This is a genomic window from Enterococcus sp. DIV1767, assembly GCF_050542585.1.
Lineage (GTDB): Bacteria > Bacillota > Bacilli > Lactobacillales > Enterococcaceae > Enterococcus_D > Enterococcus_D innesii.
This window is the reverse complement of sequence record NZ_CP172936.1, coordinates 3,112,657-3,133,691: the sequence shown is the minus strand read 5'-3', so window position 1 is coordinate 3,133,691 and position 21,035 is coordinate 3,112,657. Positions and strand designations below refer to the sequence as shown.

General features: G+C 45.7%; 16 protein-coding genes and 1 other annotated feature. Of the genes, 10 read left to right on the top strand and 6 right to left on the bottom strand.

The genetic code is table 11. From position 1 onward, the window contains the following. Position 1: 1 nt before the first annotated feature. From IGI78_RS14760 to IGI78_RS14750, 3 genes are read right to left on the bottom strand one after another with little or no spacing between them, the layout of a single operon-like run. A complete protein-coding gene (locus IGI78_RS14760; protein WP_430618117.1) occupies positions 2–580 on the bottom strand; it encodes a class I SAM-dependent methyltransferase in 579 nt (192 codons plus the stop codon). Beyond that, positions 555–1,538, bottom strand: a complete 984-nt coding sequence (locus IGI78_RS14755) for a TIGR01212 family radical SAM protein (protein WP_077452372.1) — start codon at positions 1,536–1,538, stop codon at positions 555–557. Before IGI78_RS14755 ends, IGI78_RS14760 begins: the two co-directional genes overlap by 26 nt. A gap of 14 nt (positions 1,539–1,552) precedes the next feature. Further along, complete coding sequence (locus IGI78_RS14750; protein WP_430618116.1) at positions 1,553–2,203, bottom strand: phosphatase PAP2 family protein; 651 nt, start codon at positions 2,201–2,203, stop codon at positions 1,553–1,555. A gap of 291 nt (positions 2,204–2,494) precedes the next feature. Between IGI78_RS14750 and IGI78_RS14745 the strand changes: the two genes are divergently transcribed. Beyond that, positions 2,495–4,189 carry a muramidase family protein gene (locus tag IGI78_RS14745; RefSeq protein WP_081117843.1) on the top strand — a complete coding sequence of 565 codons (1,695 nt, stop codon included), beginning with the start codon at positions 2,495–2,497 and terminating at the stop codon, positions 4,187–4,189. 42 nt (positions 4,190–4,231) lie between these two features. Continuing rightward, positions 4,232–4,451 (top strand) — a binding site (T-box leader). 86 nt (positions 4,452–4,537) lie between these two features. After that, positions 4,538–6,952: a leucine--tRNA ligase gene (gene leuS, locus IGI78_RS14740; protein WP_081117842.1), complete on the top strand. Its 2,415-nt coding sequence runs from the start codon at positions 4,538–4,540 to the stop codon at positions 6,950–6,952. 106 nt (positions 6,953–7,058) lie between these two features. On the opposite strand, the gene IGI78_RS14735 is transcribed toward leuS, so the two are convergent. After that, positions 7,059–7,289 (bottom strand): hypothetical protein, encoded by a 231-nt coding sequence (locus tag IGI78_RS14735; RefSeq protein ID WP_081117841.1) that lies wholly within the window; start codon positions 7,287–7,289, stop codon positions 7,059–7,061. Positions 7,290–7,509: 220 nt separating this feature from the next. On the opposite strand from IGI78_RS14735, the gene IGI78_RS14730 reads away from it, so the two are divergent. Next, positions 7,510–7,809, top strand: a complete 300-nt coding sequence (locus IGI78_RS14730; RefSeq protein ID WP_008382014.1) for a DUF5960 family protein — start codon at positions 7,510–7,512, stop codon at positions 7,807–7,809. A 69-nt stretch (positions 7,810–7,878) separates the two neighbouring features. On the opposite strand, the gene murE is transcribed toward IGI78_RS14730, so the two are convergent. Then, positions 7,879–9,396, bottom strand: coding sequence for a UDP-N-acetylmuramyl-tripeptide synthetase (murE, locus tag IGI78_RS14725; RefSeq protein WP_081117840.1), 1,518 nt, complete (start codon positions 9,394–9,396; stop codon positions 7,879–7,881). 199 nt (positions 9,397–9,595) lie between these two features. Here murE and IGI78_RS14720 point away from each other — a divergent pair, with 199 nt between their 5' ends. From IGI78_RS14720 to IGI78_RS14710, 3 genes are all read left to right on the top strand, one after another. Beyond that, the gene (locus tag IGI78_RS14720) at positions 9,596–11,242 is read left to right on the top strand and encodes a putative polysaccharide biosynthesis protein (protein ID WP_081117839.1); all 1,647 of its coding nucleotides are present in this window, start codon (positions 9,596–9,598) and stop codon (positions 11,240–11,242) included. Positions 11,243–11,311: 69 nt separating this feature from the next. Continuing rightward, entirely contained in the window at positions 11,312–12,031 is a 720-nt protein-coding gene (locus IGI78_RS14715; RefSeq protein WP_077452366.1) for a pseudouridine synthase, read from the top strand. Between the two features lie 141 nt (positions 12,032–12,172). Beyond that, positions 12,173–13,249: a M23 family metallopeptidase gene (locus tag IGI78_RS14710; RefSeq protein WP_081117838.1), complete on the top strand. Its 1,077-nt coding sequence runs from the start codon at positions 12,173–12,175 to the stop codon at positions 13,247–13,249. A gap of 94 nt (positions 13,250–13,343) precedes the next feature. Here IGI78_RS14710 and IGI78_RS14705 read toward each other — a convergent pair whose 3' ends face one another. Beyond that, entirely contained in the window at positions 13,344–14,198 is an 855-nt protein-coding gene (locus tag IGI78_RS14705) for an RluA family pseudouridine synthase (protein WP_077452364.1), read from the bottom strand. Between the two features lie 191 nt (positions 14,199–14,389). On the opposite strand from IGI78_RS14705, the gene IGI78_RS14700 reads away from it, so the two are divergent. The 4 genes from IGI78_RS14700 to IGI78_RS14685 all read left to right on the top strand — a co-directional run bounded on the left by IGI78_RS14700 (position 14,390) and on the right by IGI78_RS14685 (position 21,020). Next, positions 14,390–16,552, top strand: a complete 2,163-nt coding sequence (locus IGI78_RS14700; protein ID WP_081117837.1) for a PBP1A family penicillin-binding protein — start codon at positions 14,390–14,392, stop codon at positions 16,550–16,552. 70 nt (positions 16,553–16,622) lie between these two features. Then, positions 16,623–16,964, top strand: a complete 342-nt coding sequence (locus tag IGI78_RS14695; RefSeq protein WP_005227708.1) for a YlbF family regulator — start codon at positions 16,623–16,625, stop codon at positions 16,962–16,964. Between the two features lie 193 nt (positions 16,965–17,157). Beyond that, entirely contained in the window at positions 17,158–18,348 is a 1,191-nt protein-coding gene (locus IGI78_RS14690; RefSeq protein WP_229045644.1) for a metallophosphoesterase family protein, read from the top strand. Beyond that, positions 18,345–21,020 (top strand): AAA family ATPase, encoded by a 2,676-nt coding sequence (locus tag IGI78_RS14685; RefSeq protein ID WP_195266249.1) that lies wholly within the window; start codon positions 18,345–18,347, stop codon positions 21,018–21,020. Before IGI78_RS14690 ends, IGI78_RS14685 begins: the two co-directional genes overlap by 4 nt. Positions 21,021–21,035 lie beyond the last annotated feature (15 nt).

Sequence of the window (21,035 nt, the reverse complement as noted above, 5' to 3'; positions counted from 1 at the left end):
CTTAACGTGCCGAGGACTGATGGTTTTTTCGTTCGATACAAAATAAGATCGGCGGCTGGTTCCGCTGATTGATAAATTGATAGGAAAGGACATTGAATGCCTCTTGCGGCAGCTGCTGACAAAAGGAGTGGACTTCTTTCAGCTCTGCTTCGCCGCCAGCGTGTCCATAATAGCAGACGAGGATGATTCTACCTTTCGGGGCTAAACGTGTCAGTAAAGCTTCTAAAGCCGTTTTCGTTGTATCAGGCAGCGTGATGATCGCTTTGTCTCCTTTAGGCAAGTAGCCTAAATTGAAAATGGCGGCGTGAACCGGACCACTCACAACATCTGCCAACGTCTCATGGCCTTGATGGATCAGCTGGACTTGCGCCAACAGCTCTTTTTCAGCCAACCGCTTTTTGGTAGCTTCCAGGGCTTGTTCCTGAATATCAAAAGCAAACACCTGACCAGTCGGTCCAACTAAGGAAGCCAGTAATTCCGTGTCGAAGCCGTTGCCCATCGTGGCATCAACGGCGGTTTGTCCCGGTTGCAGAACTTCTTTTAAAAGGGTGTGGCTATAGCGCATGGCGGTCGGCAGCATCGACTGGCTCCTTTCGCACATTGAATTTTCCTTGATAGGAGTTGCGGCGCAACATTTCTTGATCGATCTCATTCAAGACTTCCCATTTTTTCAAACTCCACATTGGACCTACCAGAGAATCCCATGGTGCATCGCCTGTCAAGCGATGAATGATGATCTCTGGGGGGATCATCTCTAACTGATCACAAATCAATGACACATAGGTATCGCGCCGCATCAATTGCAAACGTCCCTCATGATAATCCCGCAGCATCCGAGTATTGCGCATCAAATGCAGCAGGTGCAGTTTGATGCCTTGAATATCAGAATCTTGAATGGTACGGCGGACGTTTTCTTGCATCATCTCGATCGTCTCGCCTGGCAGGCCATTGATCAAATGGGTACAGACACGAATATTGTGTTTGCGCAGGCTGGCGACGCCGTCTAAGTAAGTTTGATAATCATGGGCGCGGTTAATGGCGTTGCTCGTGGTTTCAAACGTCGTTTGCAGTCCTAATTCGACCCATAAATAAAATCGTTGATTGAGTTCTGCCAGATAGTCAACGACATCTGCTGGTAAGCAGTCTGGTCGGGTCCCAATGGAGATCCCGACAACACCAGGTAGTGTCAGCACTTGCTCGAAGCGCTCGCGGATCACTGCCACCGGTGCGTGAGTGTTCGTAAAGTTTTGAAAATAGACAATGTATTTGTCCACTTGCGGCCACTTTTTGTGCATCATGGCGATCTCTTTTTCAAACTGCTCTGGCAGCGGGGCTTCAGGTGCTACGATCATATCACCAGAGCCGGACACACTGCAAAATGTACAGCCGCCTTTGGCAACGGTGCCGTCACGATTGGGGCAGTCGAAGCCGGCATCAATGGGGACTTTAAAGATTTTTTCGCCAAATTCTTGCCGCAAAGCAAAGTTCCACGAATGGTATCGTTTGTTTTTATCTTCTGCATAAGGAAATGGATTCATTTTTTTACCTTCTTTTATAATTGTTTACGGGTGAAGCGCCAGACAAAGCTTTTTTGCAAGTAGTAAGGGTAGGTCAACAGCAGCCATGAAAGGCCAACACAAAACCCACCTAACACATCACTGGGAAAATGCACGCCAACATAGATGCGGCTAATGCCGATACAACCGATCAATAGGCCTAACAGAATACGGAGTCCCCATTGCCAAAAAGGCTGCTTGAAGAAAACCGGGACCAAGAAGAGCAATGTCCCATAAAAAACCATACTGCCTGTCGAGTGTCCGCTGGGGAAACTAAAACTTGATTCCGTGACTAAGTGTTCAAGGGTTGGTCGCTCCCGTAAAAAAACCAGTTTGATCAATGGATTAAAGAGCCCGGCAATCCCGATGGTGCCGATACTGAGCCATAGTGCTTCTGCATAATATTTGTTGATCACTAAAACGGCTAAAACAGCAAGAAAGAGCAAGATGATCGTGGTAGGATTCGCAAATTTTGTGACCCATAGAAAAAACGGTGTCCAAAACGGATAGCCGGTGCGGATGATGCGAGTCAAGGTTTCGTCAAAGGAGACCAACCAAGTAGGATAAAATTTCACGAGATAGCCAAGAAAAACGAACAGCAGTAAAAAGCAGCTGCCGGCAAATTGAAAATATAGTTTTTTATGCATGGAAAAGCCTCGTTTCTAGAGAATTTCTGTCCCTACAAGCAAAGAGACATCTAGAAGGTATTATAGCATTTATCGCACGACGGAAAAAGCAGGGGACCAATCAAGGATTCTCCCACTTTCAAAGAATAGCTTTCGTTTGGTTAAATACAAACTCTTCATTTCAATAAATGTTTGTTTGATTACAAAGAGTTTACAGTTTCTGAAATCGGCTCAAATACCTTTTATAAATTCTTAAGAAATTGTATACTAAATCTACGTTCACTATAAGGAAAAAACGGAGGAATAACGGACATGAACACGAGTCAATCAAGAAAAGTACATCGTCAAGCAGACCAATCGGGCGATAAGTATCGAGTGATCAAAAAAAGTGCAGTTGTTTTAGGAACGACACTGACTGCTTGCTCTGTTGTAGCTCCATTGGTGTCATCGGTTCAAGCAGAAGCCGTAGAGACCTCGATCGCCCAAGTTTCTACTAGCAATTTTGCCGCGCCGAATACTTCCGCATTTATTGCTGAAATCGCTACGTACGCTCAGCCCGTGGCACAAGCCAACGATTTATATGCTTCTGTGATGATCGCACAAGCCATTTTAGAAAGTGGTTGGGGCCGAAGCAGTTTATCAAAAGCACCAAATTATAATTTATTCGGGATCAAAGGCAGCTACAACGGTCAAACCGTTTATATGAGTACCTTGGAGTACTTGAACAATCAATGGTTGACTATGAATGAACCTTTTAAGCGCTACCCATCTTACACGCAATCATTCGAAGATAATGCACGTACTTTACGCTCAACCTCTTTACAAAGCGGTGTCGCGTATTATTCTGGCGCTTGGAAGAGCAATACGACTTCATATCTTGATGCAACCGCATGGCTAGCAGGTCGCTATGCGACTGCACCAAACTATGCTTCTTCCCTGAATGCCGTGATCCAACAATTTGGTTTGACGCAATATGACACACCAGCTTCTGGCAATGCCGGTGGTGGTGCCACAGCTAGCGCATCAACCAATACCACGACTACAACGGCAGCTGTTAGCACGAGCGGAAGTCAAACCTATACAGTCGCTTCAGGCGATTCGGTCTGGTCGATTGCTAACAAACATGGTATCTCCATGGATCAGTTGCGCAGTTTGAACAACATCAAAAACGATTTTGTTTATCCAGGGCAAACGTTGAATGTCAACGGCAGCACCCAAAGTACTTCGACAACTTCAACAGTATCGATCGTTAATCGTAATACTTCAGCAACTACATCAGGCAACACCTATACCGTAGTTTCTGGCGATTCGGTTTGGTCGATTGCCAATAAGCATGGCATTTCGATGGATCAATTCCGCAGCCTGAACAACATCAAAAATGATTTTGTCTATCCAGGGCAAAAAGTTGTCGTCAGCGGTGGATCGTCTACGAATACCAGCAGTACTACGACCGTCAGCACGGCATCAACGGCTAGCCAAAGCAGTGGCGGCACTTACACGGTGGCAGCTGGCGATTCGGTCTGGTCGATTGCTAACAAACATGGGATTTCCATGGATCAATTCCGCAGTTTGAACAACATTAAAAACGACTATGTCTATCCAGGACAAAAGGTGGTTGTCAGCGGTAGTTCCGCAACGAGTACTACAACAAGCACGACCGTCAGCAACCAAACCAGCAGTAGTGTTGCAGGCAATACCTATACGGTGGCAGCTGGGGATTCAGTCTGGTCAGTTGCCAATAAACATGGGATTACGATGGATCAATTCCGCAGCTGGAACAACATCAAAAATGATTTTATCTATCCAGGACAAAAGGTGGTCGTTAAGCAAGGCGGCACGGCAGCTACCACCAGTACTTCCACGACAAATGGTTCTTACAAGGTCGCATCGGGGGATTCCGTTTGGGGAATCGCAGATAAGTTCGGCATCACGACGGATCAATTTATCCAATGGAACAATATTCAAAATAACTTTATTTACCCAGGACAAACAGTTAGGGTAAAATAGATTGCTATTCCTAATGATTTTTGTTAGGATAAGTGCAAAGAAACTTTCACGTTTGAGAAGGAATAGTAGAAGTACGGTGGGACTTTTAGAGAGTGCATGGTTGGTGGAAATGCACAGCACACCTTTCGAACTCGTCTTCGAGTGATATCTGACTGAACCTGAATTGGCTAGGCAGATACGGCGATGGCCGTTAAAACATCGAGGTCTGCTTTTTTGAGGAGCAGATAAACTTAGGTGGTACCACGTTGATAACGTCCTATAAAAATCATAGCGATTTTTATAGGACTTTTTTTAAGTTTTGCTAGTTGATTTGACGAGCAAAACACCAATTTTTAGGAGGAGTCCATCGTGAATTACAATCACAAAGAAATCGAAAAAAAATGGCAAAAATATTGGGCGAAGAAAAATGAATTCAACACCCATGATGAGCCGGACAAACCAAAATTTTATGCGCTAGATATGTTCCCATATCCATCTGGACAAGGATTACATGTCGGACATCCAGAAGGCTATACGGCTACGGATATCTTGAGCCGCTTCAAACGCAGCCAAGGCTACAATGTACTGCACCCAATGGGCTGGGATGCCTTTGGTCTGCCTGCCGAACAATATGCACTAGACACAGGAAATGATCCAGCGGAATTCACAAAGAAAAACATTGAGACCTTCCGTCGTCAGATCAATTCGTTAGGCTTCAGCTATGACTGGAATCGTGAAATCAACACGACAGACCCTGAATACTACAAGTGGACCCAATGGATCTTTACCAAGCTTTATGAAAAAGGGTTAGCTTATGAAGCTGAAGTTCCAGTAAACTGGGTACCAGAGCTTGGAACTGTGATTGCCAATGAAGAAGTCATTGACGGCAAGAGTGAACGGGGCGGCTATGATGTGATCCGCAAACCGATGCGCCAATGGATGCTGAAAATCACGGCATATGCTGATCGTTTGTTGGACGATCTTGAAGAAGTTGATTGGCCAGAAAGCATCAAAGAAATGCAACGCAATTGGATCGGACGTTCTGTCGGAGCCAACGTAACGTTTAAAGTGGCAGAGATGGAAAAAGACTTTACCGTCTTTACGACTCGCCCAGATACCTTGTTTGGTGCGACCTACGCCGTATTGGCGCCAGAACATGAGCTAGTGGCACAAATCACTACCCCTGAACAAAAAGCAGCCATTGATGCCTATGTAGAAGAAGCGTCGAAAAAATCTGATTTGAACCGAACAGATTTGGCCAAAGAAAAAACCGGTGTCTTCACTGGTGCCTATGCCATCAATCCCGTGAATGGCAAAGAGATCCCGATCTGGATCGCCGATTACGTTTTGGCTTCTTATGGAACAGGTGCGATCATGGCGGTTCCTGCCCATGACGAACGTGACCACGAATTTGCCAAAACATTCGGCTTAGAGATCATTCCTGTATTGGCAGGGGGCAACGTGGAAGAATCTGCCTATACCGAAGATGGACTGCATATCAATTCAGACTTTTTGGATGGGCTAGACAAAGAGACTGCCATCGAAAAAATGGTCGCATGGTTGGAAGAAAACCATGTTGGGAAAAAAGAAGTCAGCTATCGTCTTCGCGATTGGTTGTTCTCTCGTCAACGGTATTGGGGGGAACCAATCCCAATCATCCATTGGGAAGATGGGACGACTACGACGCTTCCTGAAGATCAGCTGCCGTTGCGTTTGCCAAAAACCGACAATATCAAACCAAGCGGTACTGGTGAATCGCCATTAGCCAATGTCACGGATTGGGTCAATGTCACCGACCCTGAAACTGGGAAAAAAGGACGTCGGGAAACCAATACGATGCCGCAATGGGCTGGAAGTTCCTGGTATTTCTTACGTTTTATCGATCCTCATAATAAGTCTGTTTTGGCTGACTACGATAAATTGAAACGCTGGATGCCAGTCGATATTTATATCGGTGGCGCAGAGCACGCTGTCTTGCATTTACTTTATGCTCGCTTCTGGCATAAATTCTTGTACGATATCGGTGTTGTACCAACGAAAGAACCATTTGAAAAATTGTTTAACCAAGGGATGATCCTTGGGGAAAATAATGAAAAAATGTCAAAATCCCGCGGCAACGTCGTCAATCCAGATGATGTCGTCAACCAATACGGTGCGGACACCTTGCGTTTATATGAAATGTTTATGGGCCCACTGGATGCATCGATCGCTTGGAATGAGAATGGTCTTGAAGGCAGTCGTAAATTCTTGGATCGCGTGTGGCGCTTGATCGTCGATGAAAATGGCAAAATGCGCGACCGCATCACGACATTCAACGATGGCAAATTGTCGAAAGTGTACCATCAAACAGTTAAGAAAGTGACGGAAGATTTTGAGCAGCTGCATTTCAATACGGCGATTTCCCAATTGATGGTCTTCGTCAATGAAGCGTACAAAGCCGATGCCTTGCCTTACGAATATGTCGAAGGATTTGTGCAGCTATTGGCTCCGATCGCACCGCATATCGGGGAAGAGCTCTGGTCGATCCTCGGAAATGACAATGGGATCTCCTATGTGCCATGGCCAACCTATGACGAAAGTGCCCTAGTGGAAGATGAGATCGAAGTCGTCTTTCAAGTCAATGGCAAAGTTCGCGCCAAAGCAATGGTGCCAGCGGATGCCGAAAAAGCAGTGCTTGAACAATTGGCGCAAGAAAACGAACTTGTCCAAGAACAGCTCCAAGGAAAAACGATCCGCAAAGTGATCGTCGTACCGAATAAATTGGTCAATATCGTTGCAAACTAAACGCTAAAAACGTAGCTACCTAACAGATCGACAGTCTGTTAGGCAGCTTTTTGGTAGCGACAAAGAAAAAAAGTGTTACTGAGTGGTTCTCAGCAACACTTTTTTGTTATTTTTTGCGAATGATCCCATAGAACAAAGCGGCTGTTGCGACCAATGGAATCAAGATCACTAGTAGAAAGCCGTTTGGATACGTAGCGCGAGTGAAAATTTCTGATGAAGCATCACTTCCGCCAAATAGATGATTGGAAATCATGAACTGAGCCATCATAGCAACGATTGCGACAAAACCAATTGTAGCACCAGTACCGACGAATAATTTTTTCTTTGCGTTGTTCATTACATTTGCCCCTTTTATAGTCTCTATGTATCATTATACAAAATTTGGATACGTGTTCAATCTGATTTTGTCAAATAATTGATTCGTAATACACTTGAAATGTTTCTGACATATTTAAGCGCCAAAAAAGCCAAAATTCCGCTTGTTAGCGATCATATTATTCGCTGATCCTCACGGACTCTCGTATAATAAAGAAAGAGAAAAGAAAGAGGGGACTTACATGGAGTATCAATCATTTGAAGGCCAAACGGCTTTTTTTGAAGATTATGCACGGATTGCCAAACCTGGCTATGAAGAAGAGGCAGTCACTGCCGATGTCTTGGAACAGTTGAATCAACAATTAACAGAAGAAGAGCTGTTTTACCGTTTAGCAGCCGAAGATGCCAAAGAAGGGCAAGTCTTTTTGTTTCCTTTCAGCAAACGAATGTTTACCGAAGACCTTGACGCCGCCATTTCAACAGAATTCCGTTATGATGGCGCACCCTATGTCTATGAGACTTACGAAGACGAACAACCTTAATCACGCAGAAAAAAGCTTTCAGATGATTTAACCGATCATCTGAAAGCTTTTTTGGTTGAGGCATTGCTATTAGTGCTTGGCTTGCTGCTGCGCTAAGGTCAAGTCACCAATGTAAGGGACTTTTTTTCCGGCAACTTTCAAGTATTGTTCGGCACCTTTGCCCGCAATAATCACGATATCCTTACTGTTTGCTTCAGAGATCGCCGATTTGACGGCTTGTTCCCGATCCATCTCAAGAATGACGGCAACTTCAGGATTGATGATAGCGTCGGCGATCTCTTGGGCAATCGCCGATGCTTCTTCAAAATCAGGATCATCGCTAGTCAGATAGACTTTGTCCGCATATTCTCCTAATGCTCGTCCCATATCTGCTCGGCGAGATTGGGCTTTGCCACCCGCACTACCAGTGACAAAAAGCAGGCGGCCATCTGGGCGCAATTGACGGGCAAGTTCACTTAATGATTGGAAGCTAAGGTAATTGTGGGCATAATCAACAATCATGACTGCCCCATTTTCTTTTTCTAAAACGATCATTCGTCCAGGGATGATCACTGTCGGCAGGACTTTCTGGGCGTCCTCACGAGAGGCACCCGCTAAGCAGGCAGCCAAAATCGCCGCTGCGGCGTTCTCATGGTTGAAAGAACCTAAGATCCCCAGTTGATATTCACCAGAGACTTGCAAGACATCAGAAGTAGCTGTCAGGGCAAAACTCTTTAGGTCCATTCCTTCTTGAACGACATAATCGGCGTCTGAACGTCCGTAGGTGATATAAGGAACTTGATGGACTTCACAAGTTTCTCGCAGCAAGTGGTAGTGATCGCTTTGCCGATTTAAAATCATTTGTTTGCTGTTGCGGATCAGTTCCCGTTTGCAGTAAAGGTAATCATCATAAGTCGGGTGTTCCACCGGTCCAATGTGGTCAGGCGAAATATTCAAGAACGCGCCAATATCAAAGGTAATACCGGCGACCCGTTTGGTTTTATAGGCTTGGGAAGAAACCTCCATCACAAGATGGGTCAGGCCGTTTGCGACAGCCTCGGCCATCATTTTATAGAGATCCAGTGTTTCGGGGGTCGTTAACACTGCTTCATTAAAGGTTTTTCCATCGACTGAGTTTTCCTCAGATGAAAAGAATGCTACTTTTTGACCCGTCGATTCTGCTAAAATCGCCCGAGCAAAATAGGCGCAGCTGGTTTTGCCTTTTGTGCCAGTGATGCCGATGGTCACCAGCTGTTCTTGCGGGTTGCCATAAAACGCTTGGGCGATCACTGCCATCGTTTCTCGAATGTCCGTAACAATGATCCCGTAGGTTGCGAAGCTGTCATAAGGTGTTTCTGAAATGTAGCATTGAATGCCTTGATCAATGGCGGCGGCTAGGTAGCTTTCTTTAAAAGAAGCCCCTTTACAGAAAAAAAGCGTCGCCGCATCGGCTGTTCGCGAGTCGTAGCTTAATGAGGTAAAGGCAAGATCAGTCATTTCTTGCGGCACGGTATAAACCCAATCAGTGGGGGTGATGATTTCTTTCAATAGGTTTTCCTGCAATAAGAGCTTGCGGATCTGGGGCACGGTAATGAGTTCCTTTTGCATCGTTGTTCTCCTTCATTCCTCTAAAGATTTCTCTTATTATAGCATAACTCCTAAAAACCGCCGTTTGGGAGAGAAAAGTTTTCTTTTTTTTCTCCTTATTTTGAAGAAACTTTAAGATGTTGCAAAAATAGATTGCGACCAACCCTTTTTCGAATTAAAATGGAAGGGATATGTTTGTAGAAAGTTGGAGATAATGGCGATGGATAATCACATGCGTTCAGTGTCAAAAGAATTAACTACACAAGAAAAAATGGCTCAAGGATCTGCTTGGATGACGATGGGAAATATCGGCTCACGTTTGCTTGGCGCCATTTACATTTTACCCTGGTATTATTGGATGGGGGCAAATGCTGATAAAGCAAATGCGTTATTTGGAATGGGCTATAATGTTTACGCCTTATTTTTAATGATCTCCACTGCGGGGATCCCATCGGCAATTGCCAAACAGATTTCTTTTTATAATTCTCGCCAAGAATACCGCACGAGCCAGAAACTCTTTTTAAGAGCCTTCCAATTGATGGCAGGTTTTGGCGTGGTGACCGCTGGAATCATGTATTTGGCAGCCCCATGGTTGGCAACGGCTTCAGGCGGAGGCGCAGAATTGATTCCTGCGATGCGCTCATTGAGTATTGCTTTATTGGTTTTTCCTTGTATGAGTGTCATGCGAGGGTATTTCCAAGGAAACCAAGACATGAAACCTTTTGCGATCTCGCAAGTGGTGGAACAAATCGCTCGTGTCTGTTATATGCTTTTAGCGACCTTCATCATTATGCGGGTCATCGAAGGCGAATACACGGCAGCCGTGACGCAATCGACCTTTGCCGCCTTTATCGGTGTCTTAGCGAGCATTTTGGTATTAGGCTATTACTTCCAAAAGCAGCGGGTGCGGATGGATGTTTTAGTGGATATGAGCAAAGAAGAAACGGTGCTGCAAACCAAAGAATTGGTTTTAGCGACCATCAAAGAAGCGATCCCTTTTATTATCGTTGGTTCTGGGATCACGATTTTAAAATTGGTGGATCAGTACACCTTTGTACGGATCATGAGTAGTTTTACTGAATTTTCAAATGACCAGCTCTTAGAATTAATGGCGATTTTCGGTAGCAATCCTGATAAGTTGACGATGGTCGTTATCGGATTAGCTACTTCCATGGCTTCAACAGGCTTGCCTTTGATCAGTGAAGCAGTCGCCAAAAAAGACAAAAAGAACTTAGCTAAATTGATCAGCAACAACTTGCAATTGTATTCCTTTGTAATGTTCCCAGCGACCTTTGGGATGATCGTACTGTCTTATCCCTTATACACCTTGTTTTATCGCCCAGATGCGTTAGGGGCGAGCGTCCTAGTCGCTGCCTGTCTGTCTGGACTGGTCTTAGGCTTGTTTATGCTTAGTTCCAGTATGCTTCAAGGAATGTACCACAACAAAGAAGCCGTTATTTTCTTCTTTGTAGGGTTGCTGGTGAAAGTGATCTTGCAATACCCAGCGATTCGGTTGTTCCAAGTTTACGGCCCATTGGTTTCCACCACGATTGCTCTAGGGATCGTCTGCTGGCTAAATATTCGCAAGATGATTCGCAAAGGCCATTTCAATGTAAACTTGACGTTGCGACGGACGTTATTGATTGGCGCGATGACGATCATTATGGTAATCGCAGCGTTGATTGCCCGCCAACTCTTTGGGCTTGTCCTCAGTTCTGAAAGAAAAGTTCAAGCCTTTATCTTGAGCTTGCTAGTAGCAGGAGTCGGTGGCAGTGTGTACATCTACATTGCGCTGAAATTGCGTTTAGCTGAAAAACTGCTCGGCTCATCAATGGTTCGTTTGCGCCAGAAATTACACATCAAATAAAACCAGAAGCAGTCGCTGAGCCTCCATTGCGAGACCTTGGCGGCTGTTTTCCATGAAAGGAAGAAAGCAATGCGTTTAGACAAGTTTTTAGCGGATATGGGTTATGGCTCCCGCAAAGAAGTGAAACAGCTGATCAAAAAAGGTCTCGTGACCGTCAATGGACAAGTCATCAAGAGTGACAAAGCGCAAGTACTAGAAACACAAGATACCGTTTGTTTTGAGGGGGAACCCATCGTCTATCAAAGCCAGTTTTATTATTTACTAAATAAACCCGCTGGAGTGATTTCGGCAACCGTCGATTCCTATGAAGAGACGGTCTTAGATTTGTTTTCTGAAGAAGCGTTTCGCGAAGATTTGTTTCCAGTAGGACGGTTGGATAAAGACACCGAAGGCTTTTTGCTGATTACGAACGATGGCGGATTGGCGCATCAATTATTGTCGCCTAAGAAGCATGTGGAAAAAGAATATTATGCCCAAGTCGAGGGAATCATGACAGCGGAGGATCAAAAAACCTTTGCCAAAGGCATCAAATTAGACGGCGAGTGGACCTTGCCGGCTGAACTGCAGATCCTCAACGTCGATGAAGAAGAAACGCGCAGCGAAATCAAACTGATTCTCCATGAAGGCAAGTTTCATCAAGTCAAACGGATGGTCCAGGCAGTAGGAAAAGAAGTCGTTTATTTGAAACGGATTCGCATGGGAGGCCTGTCCCTGCCAGATGATTTGGCATTAGGCGAGTATCGGGAATTAACTCCTGAGGAATTGGCGAAGCTGCAAGAGCGAGGATAAGACGATCGGCGAGCTAAAGAAATTCTTATAAAAGTTGTTATTCGGCTGCAATATTTGTAAAAAAAGCCCGTTTTATAGGTGATTTACATGAAAATTTGCAACAATAGACTTTAAACTGTTGGAAAAACCCTCTTTTTTTTCATAAATAAGCATGTTACAGTAGCCAAGCTACTAAAAAAAGAAGGAGTTACCTCATTGAAGAAAAAGATTTTTTTATTGCTCGCCCTTACGTTGCCCCTTTTCCAGCCAGCTGTCAGTTATGCTGCTGAAACCAAGAGCAGCGAGGAACTGACGGTTTTGACCACAGAACTAGCCTCTTATGAAGAAGAAGTCACGACTAGCCAACAGAAAGTCACAGCGCTGGAAAGTCAATTAGCAGATTATCAGGAAGAATTAAACCAATTGGCAGAAGAAAGCAAGGAAGTTCAAACGCAGATCGCTGCTCTGAATGACCAAAAAGCCCAGCACCAAGGAAGCCAAGCGCAAAGCAGCCTGGTAGTCGATGGACCGCAAGCCACGATCCAGCAACTACGCAAGTTTAGTGAAACACAAGCAGCTTTACGGGAAGTGAACCAACAGTTGGCGGAAAAAGAAGTCCAACAACAACGTATCACTTCGTACCAAACCTTGACGCAAGCCCAATTAGTACATAGTAAAGAACAACTAGCAACAGCCAAAAATGAATTGCAGAACCAACAAGAACAGCTGCAGCAAACGCAAGCGCAAGTACAAGACTTGCAAGAAAAAGTGGACAAAGAAGCAAAAGCCGCTGAAGAAGCAAAACAAAAAGCCAAAGAAGCAGCAGAGAAAGCAGCAGCCAGTGAATTTTCACTGCCAATCACGGGCTCCGTGTCGATCTCTAGCGGTTTTGGTACTCGAGCTGACCCAACTGGTTTTTCAGGGACGCAGCATGACGGGATCGACTTCACAGGTCAAGCGGGGGAGAAGATCGTCGCCGCTCGTGATGGACAGGTAGAAGATGCTGGCTATGGCCCAAGCACTGGAAACTACGTGATTTTGGCTCACGATAACGGCTTTTACTCGTATTATTTTCATTTAACAGCTGTCAGTGTCTCGAAGGGGGCGACCGTTGCAGTCGGCGACCAAGTCGGTACGATGGGGACGACTGGAAACTCGACTGGTGTCCATCTGCACTTTGGATTGAGTAAGACGTTGTGGTCAGAGTTCGTTGATCCAGCAGCTTACTTACCGCTATAAGCCGAAGCCCCGAGTAGAAACATTGAAAAAAACATCTGAAACCAAAAAGCATGACTGACAAGAGGGGTTCCTCAAGTCATCATGCTTTTTTTGTTTACCACAAGCCCGGTTGAGCGATGATCACTAACTGTTCTTTGGTAAAGGGATGCTCTAGATGCAATTCGTAGCCATGCAGCAGCAAACGCGGCGCTGGTTTGTTTTGGTAAAGCGGGTCACCAACGACTGGATGACCGATGCTGGCAAGGTGGACGCGAATTTGGTGGGTCCTACCCGTATCTAACACACAATATACATCGGTTGTCTTTTGTTGGGCGTGGGCGATGGTTACATGGGTGACGGCGGACTGACCGTTGCGGGGGTCAATGATCCGCTTGCGCCGATCGTGACGGTCACGACCGATTTTTTTGGCGATCGTTTGATCTTGCGTAAGTTTGCCCCAAACCGTGGCTTGATAGCGGCGGAAAATCTGTTTGTTTTCCAACATTCGGCCCAAGATCGGCAACACCAAGGGATTTTTTGCGAATAAAACGACACCGCTGGTTTCTTTGTCTAGACGATGGACCACATAAGGCTGCTGCTGTTTCGGCGCAAGGTAAGCAGCGGCATCATTCAACAGGGTATCTGCTTCTAATGGCTGATTGGGGTGCGTCTTGACCCCGGCCGGCTTGTTCAGTACCAATAAGTGCTCATCTTCAAAAAGTACGTCGACTTTGTCTGCTTGACCTAACTGGATCGGCTGGTAGCTGTAATCACTGTCTTCAATGATCAAAGTGATCTGATCGCCGCCACGAACTTCTTGATGAAACATCGCAGGCTGCTGATTGACGGCCACATTTTTCCGTGTGCGCAGAAAATGGCGCACTTTTCGTGGGACGAGCCACTCCTGTTCCAACAACTCGCGAAGCGGCATGGGCGGGTGATTTTCGGGTAAAGTCATGGTGTATTCCATAAAAACGTCCTTTCTTTGCTGTTCGCTACCGACTATTATAGCATCTTTAAGCTTTTCTTATAAAAAAAACAATAAAAAACAGAGTATTCAATGCTAGAATAATAAAGCATTCTTTTCGAATGAAATTACGTCTAGAGCCGTATAAAAAAGAAAGTCATTTATGCTACACTTAACCAAAGGAGCGTGAAGTAATGGATTGGAAGCACATCCTTCACAAAATAAAAACCGGTTGGCTGACCTTTTGGCGCTGGTTAAAACCGTATTTGCAGCAATTTCATCAATGGCGCAAGCGGGTTTGGAAAAAATACCACGTAAATAAAATTTTTATTTTACTTAGTTTAGTTGCTATCTTAATCATGAGCGGGTATTTGTTTTATATCGCCAAAAATACGAAAGTCAGTGAATTAGAGTCAGGTCTGAAAGAATCGACGGTGATTTTTGATGCCAATGGCGATGAAGCAGGGCAGTTGTACTCGCAAAAAGGCACGTACGTTTCTCTTGATGCCATTTCCAGTGATGTGGTCAACGCCTTGATCTCAACCGAAGACCGCAACTTCTATAATCACCACGGGTTTGATATCAAGGGGATCGCTCGAGCAGCCCTGCGCATGCTGGTCAACCGCAGTGCCGAAGGCGGTGGGGGAAGTACCATCACCCAGCAGCTTGCCAAAAATGCCTATCTGTCCTTGGATCAAACCTTTAGTCGAAAAGCCAAGGAGCTTTTCTTAGCGATCGAGATCGAGAAGAAATATTCCAAAGATGAGATTTTGGAAATGTATTTGAACAGTTCCTATTTCGGTAACGGGGTTTGGGGCATTCAAGATGCCTCGCTAAAATATTTCGGTGTCAATGCTTCTGAACTAAGCGTGGGAGAAGCTGCGACGTTGGTGGGGATGCTCAAAGGTCCTTCGATCTATAACCCGATCGACAATCTGGAAAACGCCACGAACCGTCGCGACACCGTCTTGAGTTTGATGGTGGATAACGGCAAGTTGGACCAGTCCGTTGCTGACCAAGAATCACAAGTTGCCTTAGCCAATTTACTGTATGATGGATTTGGCAATTCAGAATCTGGCTATAAGTATCCTTATTATTTCGATGCGGTCATCGATGAAGCCGAATCCTATGGGTTGGATGCTGATGATGTCATGAATCGCGGCTACAAGATCTATACAGCGCTGGATCAAAACTACCAAGCACAAATGGAAGCTGCCTATAAAAACGATGCCTTGTTCCCTGAAAATGCCGCTGATGGCACGATGGTGCAATCTGGCTCTGTCGCACTTGATCCGAATACCGGTGGGGTGCAAGCGGTGGTGGGTCGTCGTGGCGAGCACGTCTTTAGAGGTTTTAATTTTGCCACGCAAATGAAACGTTCACCAGGCTCCACGATTAAACCGATCAGCGTCTTCGCCCCTGCCCTAGAAGCTGGGTTTGAACCCGATAGTATCCTGAAAGACGAGCCCCTTGATTTTTATGATGCTCAAAACTTTGATGGGACCTATGCTGGCGAAGCAGTCATGTATCAAGCCCTCGCCCAAAGCTTGAATCTGCCAGCAGTTTGGCTGCTGCATGAGATCGGCTTAGATCGTGGGTACAGCAAAGCACAAGAATTCGGTCTTTCCTTGACTGAATCCGACAAATATTATGGCTTAGCTTTAGGTGGTTTGGAAAAAGGGGAATCACCAATGACGATGGCAGCAGCGTATGGCGTTTTCGCAAATGGCGGGTATTACTACAAACCGCATTTGATCACCAAAATCGTTGATTCTACCGGTGCCGTGATCGTTGACAATACGTCTGTGCAAGGCAAACGGGTGATTTCTAAAGAGACCGCTGATAAAATGACGAGCATGATGCTGGGCACCTTTTCTAACGGGACGGGTGTTAGTGCCAGTCCGTACGGCTTTACGATCGCCGGTAAGACGGGTACGACAGAGACCAACTTTGATGCTTCTAAGGTCAATGACCAATGGATCGTCGGCTATACTCCTGATATGGTTCTGTCAACTTGGTTAGGATTTGAGCATGTGAGTGAAGATCATTACTTAACAGGAACCAGTGGGCAAGTCGTTGGGAAAATATTCAAAGCAGAGGCCGAAAGCTTACTGCCTTATAGTCAAGGCACCCAATTCCAAGTTGCAGACGCTTATTGGACAGGCGGAAAACTGATGGCGGCCGATGAAGTACCAGATCCTGAGAGCAGTACGTCACAAAATGGCAATGATTGGCAGCAAACCATCGATGACTTTGCCGAAAGCGCCAAAGAAGGCATGAAGGAATTCGGCAGCAAGATCAAAGAAGGAACGAAAGAACTGTTTGGTGGCTTGTGGAATTCCATCAGCGGAAATTAAAGGAATTACGCAACTGCTAGTCTAGAACCTGAGAAGAATGGTATACTAGAAAAAAAGAGGAGGCGTCAAAATGGCAAATATTTATGATACAGCAAACCAATTAGAACGTGAATTACGGGAGTCAGAACAGTTTCAAGATTTGAAAGGTTCTTTCGACCGCTTGAAAGCAAATGAAGAAGCCTATGCGTTATTCAAAGAGTTTCAAGAGTTGCAACAAAGCCTGCAACAAAAAATGATGGCTGGCGAAGAAATGACGGAAGAAGAAGCGCAAAAAGCCCAAGAATTATCGCAAAAAATTCAACAAGACGGCATCGTTTCTGACTTGATGCAAAAAGAGCAAGCCTTCAGCTTAGTAGCCAATGACTTGAACCGCATCATCATGGGTCCTGTAAGAGATCTATACGAAGCGTAATCGCCAACCAGCAAAGACCAAAGAAGCAAGTGAATCTTCAGAGAAATCGGCTGCAACTGCAAGAGCCGTTTCCAAAGAAGTTTCAAAAGCGCTTCTTTGGTTTTTTTTATGAAAAAGGCGAACAAATTTTCGTGTTTTGCTGACGGAATGCCTGAGAAATGTTATGATAGAAGCATTAAGGAGGGAGAAAGAAATGCGATTTTTACATAGTGCAGACCTGCATATCGACCGGTCATTTGAAGGGGTTCATTTGTTATCTGAAAAAGTGAAGACCCAACTCCCTGCCATCAATCAAAAAATCATCCGTAATTTGGTGGATGTTGCCTTAGAAAAAGCGGTCGATTTTGTTTTGCTGGCTGGGGATACATTCCATCAAGCACGGCCGAGTCTAAAAGTGCAGCATGACTTTTTTGCCCAACTGCAACGACTAGGGGAAGCACAGATCCCAGTCTATATGATTTTCGGCAACCATGATTATTATGATCCGCAACGGTATTGGTTTGCTTTTCCAGAAAACGTCATTCTCTTTTCATCAGAAGAAGTTCAAACGGTTCAAGGAACAACGAAAAACGGTGAAACCTATGCCATCAGTGGATTTAGCTACCAACATCCTTGGATCGCTAAAAATAAAGTAACAGAATTTCCTGCAAGAGCAGCGGTGGATTACCATATCGGGCTTTACCACGGGGACCAAGCCGGTGAACGGTATGCCCCCTTTTCAATCAGCGAAATGAAGCAAAAAGGCTATGATTATTGGGGCTTGGGGCACATCCATGTACCTAAGACGCTCTCAGAGCAGCCACCGATCCTCTATCCCGGTACACCCCAAGGAAAGACCAAGAAAGAACAGGCGACTGGGGTGATTTTGGCAGACTTAACGCCGCAAGGATCAACGATCGAGCGCTTGGAGATCGCTGAGATCGCTTGGCAAAAGCAAGTGGTCTCCTTAGCGGATGTGACCGCCTCGAATGCCGTATTGCCAGCGATCATCGAGCGTTTAAAAAGTCCTCGTTCGCGCTTGCTGCATCTGGTGTTGACCGATGTGCAGCAGCTGCCGCCAGATTGGTTTCCAGCTGCGGAAAAAAATGAATGGCTAACCTACCTCAATGAACGGTTGGCGCAAACAGAGCCACTGCAAGTGATCTATGCCCTTGAAGTCGAGCAAGCCAATGAAGACAAGATCGCATTGGCGGTATCAGAAGATTATATGCTGCAGTTTTTAGCGATGTATGAGTCACCAGAGATGTTTGCGGACCGACTGTCGGACCTATTGCAGCATCCGCTGATCCAGCGAGGCATCACCCATGAATCATTTCAAGAAGAAGTCTTGCAGCAAGCTAAACAATTGTTGAAAGACGACTTTCAATGGGAGGAGCAGTCATGAAAATTTTAAAAGCAGAGATTACCGGTTTTGGGAAATACCATGAACAAAGCTTTGCCTTTCATCCGCAAAATCAGCTGCTCTTTGGGCACAATGAGATCGGAAAATCGACGTTGTATCAATTTATTGCCGCCATCTTGTTTGGCTTTCCGAAAAAGACAGCCAAGAAAAAAGACTATACCCCCAAAAACGGTGCTGCTTACGGTGGCAAGTTATGGTTGGCGCTGGAACCCTTCGGCGAAGTGATCGTCGAACGCTATCGGCAAGTGGACCGTGGTCGTGCCAAAGTCCATGTCGCTGGTCAGACGGTTGATGAGCAATGGCTGGCACAACACTTGCAGCCCCTCAATCGAGCGTTGTTCTTCGATGTCTTTACTTTTCAGCAAGAGCAATTGACCCAGATCGATAAGCTAGAAGAAAATGAGCTGCACCAAGCTTTGATTTCTCTAGGGATCAGCGGCAGTCAAAAAATGCTGCAGCAAGTGGCGCAATATGAAACCACCAATCAGCAGCAATACAAGCCGCGGGGGCAAAAGCTGCCTTTGAACCAGGCTTTAAAACAATTAGAAAAACTGCAAAAAACGATTGCGGAAAAAGAAAGCGAAGAAAGCCGTATCCAACAGCAGTATCAGCAGATCGCCCAGCTGCAAGAACAGATCCAAGACTTGCGACACCAGTATCAAGCATTGAATGACGCCTATCAGGAAAATCAGCAGCAGCTGAGTCATTGGGGTCTTTATGAAGAGTGGCAGCAAATGGCACCAGCAGATACGTTAGCCGATCCTCAGCAAGTCCAAGTCATCAAACAGTTTTATCAGCAGTATCAGCAGCTGACGGAAGAAATTCGCAAAAAAGAAGCAGAATTAGATCAGTTGGAGCAAGGAAAAGAATCAGATAAGTATTTCTTTTATCTTGATCATGAGCACCAAATCCATCACTTGCTGCAGCAGCAAGTGACGATGGCGCGTTTGGCAGATCGTGAAGCAGCGGCCAATCAACAAGAAGCCGTCGCTATCACGGAGCTGAATCGCTTGATTGAAAAGCGCCAATGGAGCAGAGAATCGCCGCCGCTAGTAACGGCTTCGATCCATGAACAAACCACACGTTTACTACAAGAACGTGTGCAGTTAGAAGAGCTCGAAAAGCGCATGATGCGTTTAGAAGAAAAAGCGCAGCCTTTGCAAGCCACCGCAGCTCGCTTAGAACAGCAGCATCCTCAATTGATTGGCCGCAAGCCGGTTTCTCGCCCGCTATGGCCGCTAGGGATCGTCGGTGGGCTGCTAGCAGTGATCGGTATCTTTTTGCCGAGTCCGTGGCGCTGGCTTGCATTAGGTGCGGGGATCGCAGCGATTATCGGCAGTGTTTTGCCGCTGATGAAAGCAGCGCCAAACAAGCAGCAAGGTATCAAGCAAGAATGGCAGACGGTCCTCATGCAGCTGGATCTACTGGGAGAAGAGTTGGCACAGCTGGAAAATGAACAGCAGCAAAAGCAGCAGCAGATCGATCGTGCCCACCAAGCGTTGACCCCCTTTTTTGGTGATTTGCCGGTGGAAAGCTGGCAGGCGTATCTATTGGCCTATGATGAAGATGTTGCTAGCTATCAAGCCTACTCACAACAACGCAAACAAGCCTATCAAGAACGGCAAGCCGTCGCAGAAGAACTGCCCCCCTTTGACGAGCAGTTCCGTCCGTATGCGGAGTGGCTGCCGTTGCAAAACAAAACCTTGTTAGAAAAAGCAGCGATCTTACAGAAATTTCATGAAGAGATGCAAACGATCAAGCTTTCACGGCTGCAACAACCTAGTACACTGCTGGCTCAACAATTGAACCGCACCCGCAATGAACGCGACCAACTACTTTCCCAGGCCAGTGATCTCTTGCAGCAGCAAGGCTTAGATCACCCCGCAGAAATTAGCCTCTGGTTGAAGCAATGGGAAGCGGCGCAACGCACGCAGCAGCGAGCAGAAGAATTGGCGGAGATGTTAACACCGATCTATCCCAAACCAGTGACACAAGCAGAATTGCTGCAGCAAAAAGACCAGATCAAGCAGCAGCAAACACAGCTTCAAGCACAAATACAGCAGTTGACAGAGCAAAAACAGCGCTTGGAATTAGAAGCAGCAGCCAGTCAAAAAAGCGGCACCTTGAATCAGCTTTATCAAGAAGAAAGTGAGCTAAAGGCGGTCATTGAAGAACTTGCTGTGGCATGGGGGAGTCGTCAGTTGGCGGCTTCAATTTTGACGGATGTCACGACCGAATTGTCAGAACAGCAATTGCCACAGCTATTGTCAGCCGCTTCGACTTATTTTGAACAGCTTTCAAACGGACGTTATCAAAAGATTCTTCTGGAAAATGGTCTGTTAGTAGCGGCAAATGCCAGCGAGACCTTTTCGATCATCGACTTGTCCACAGGCACGAAGGATCAGTTGATCATGGCGTTACGTTTCGGTTATCTAGCGCTGCAAAAAAATCATCCGTTGTGCCCGATCATTATTGATGATGGTTGGTTGCATTATGACAGTGTTCGTAAGGAACGCTTCGCTGCGCTGTTAAAAGAGTTTGGTCAAAGTTATCAAGTAATTTGTTTGTCTTCTGACCAAGAAATGGTAAGCTATTATCAGAAGTACCAGCAGCCTATCCAGGATCTGAGTAAAGGAAGTGAAAGATTTGGCTGATCGGCCAAATAAGCC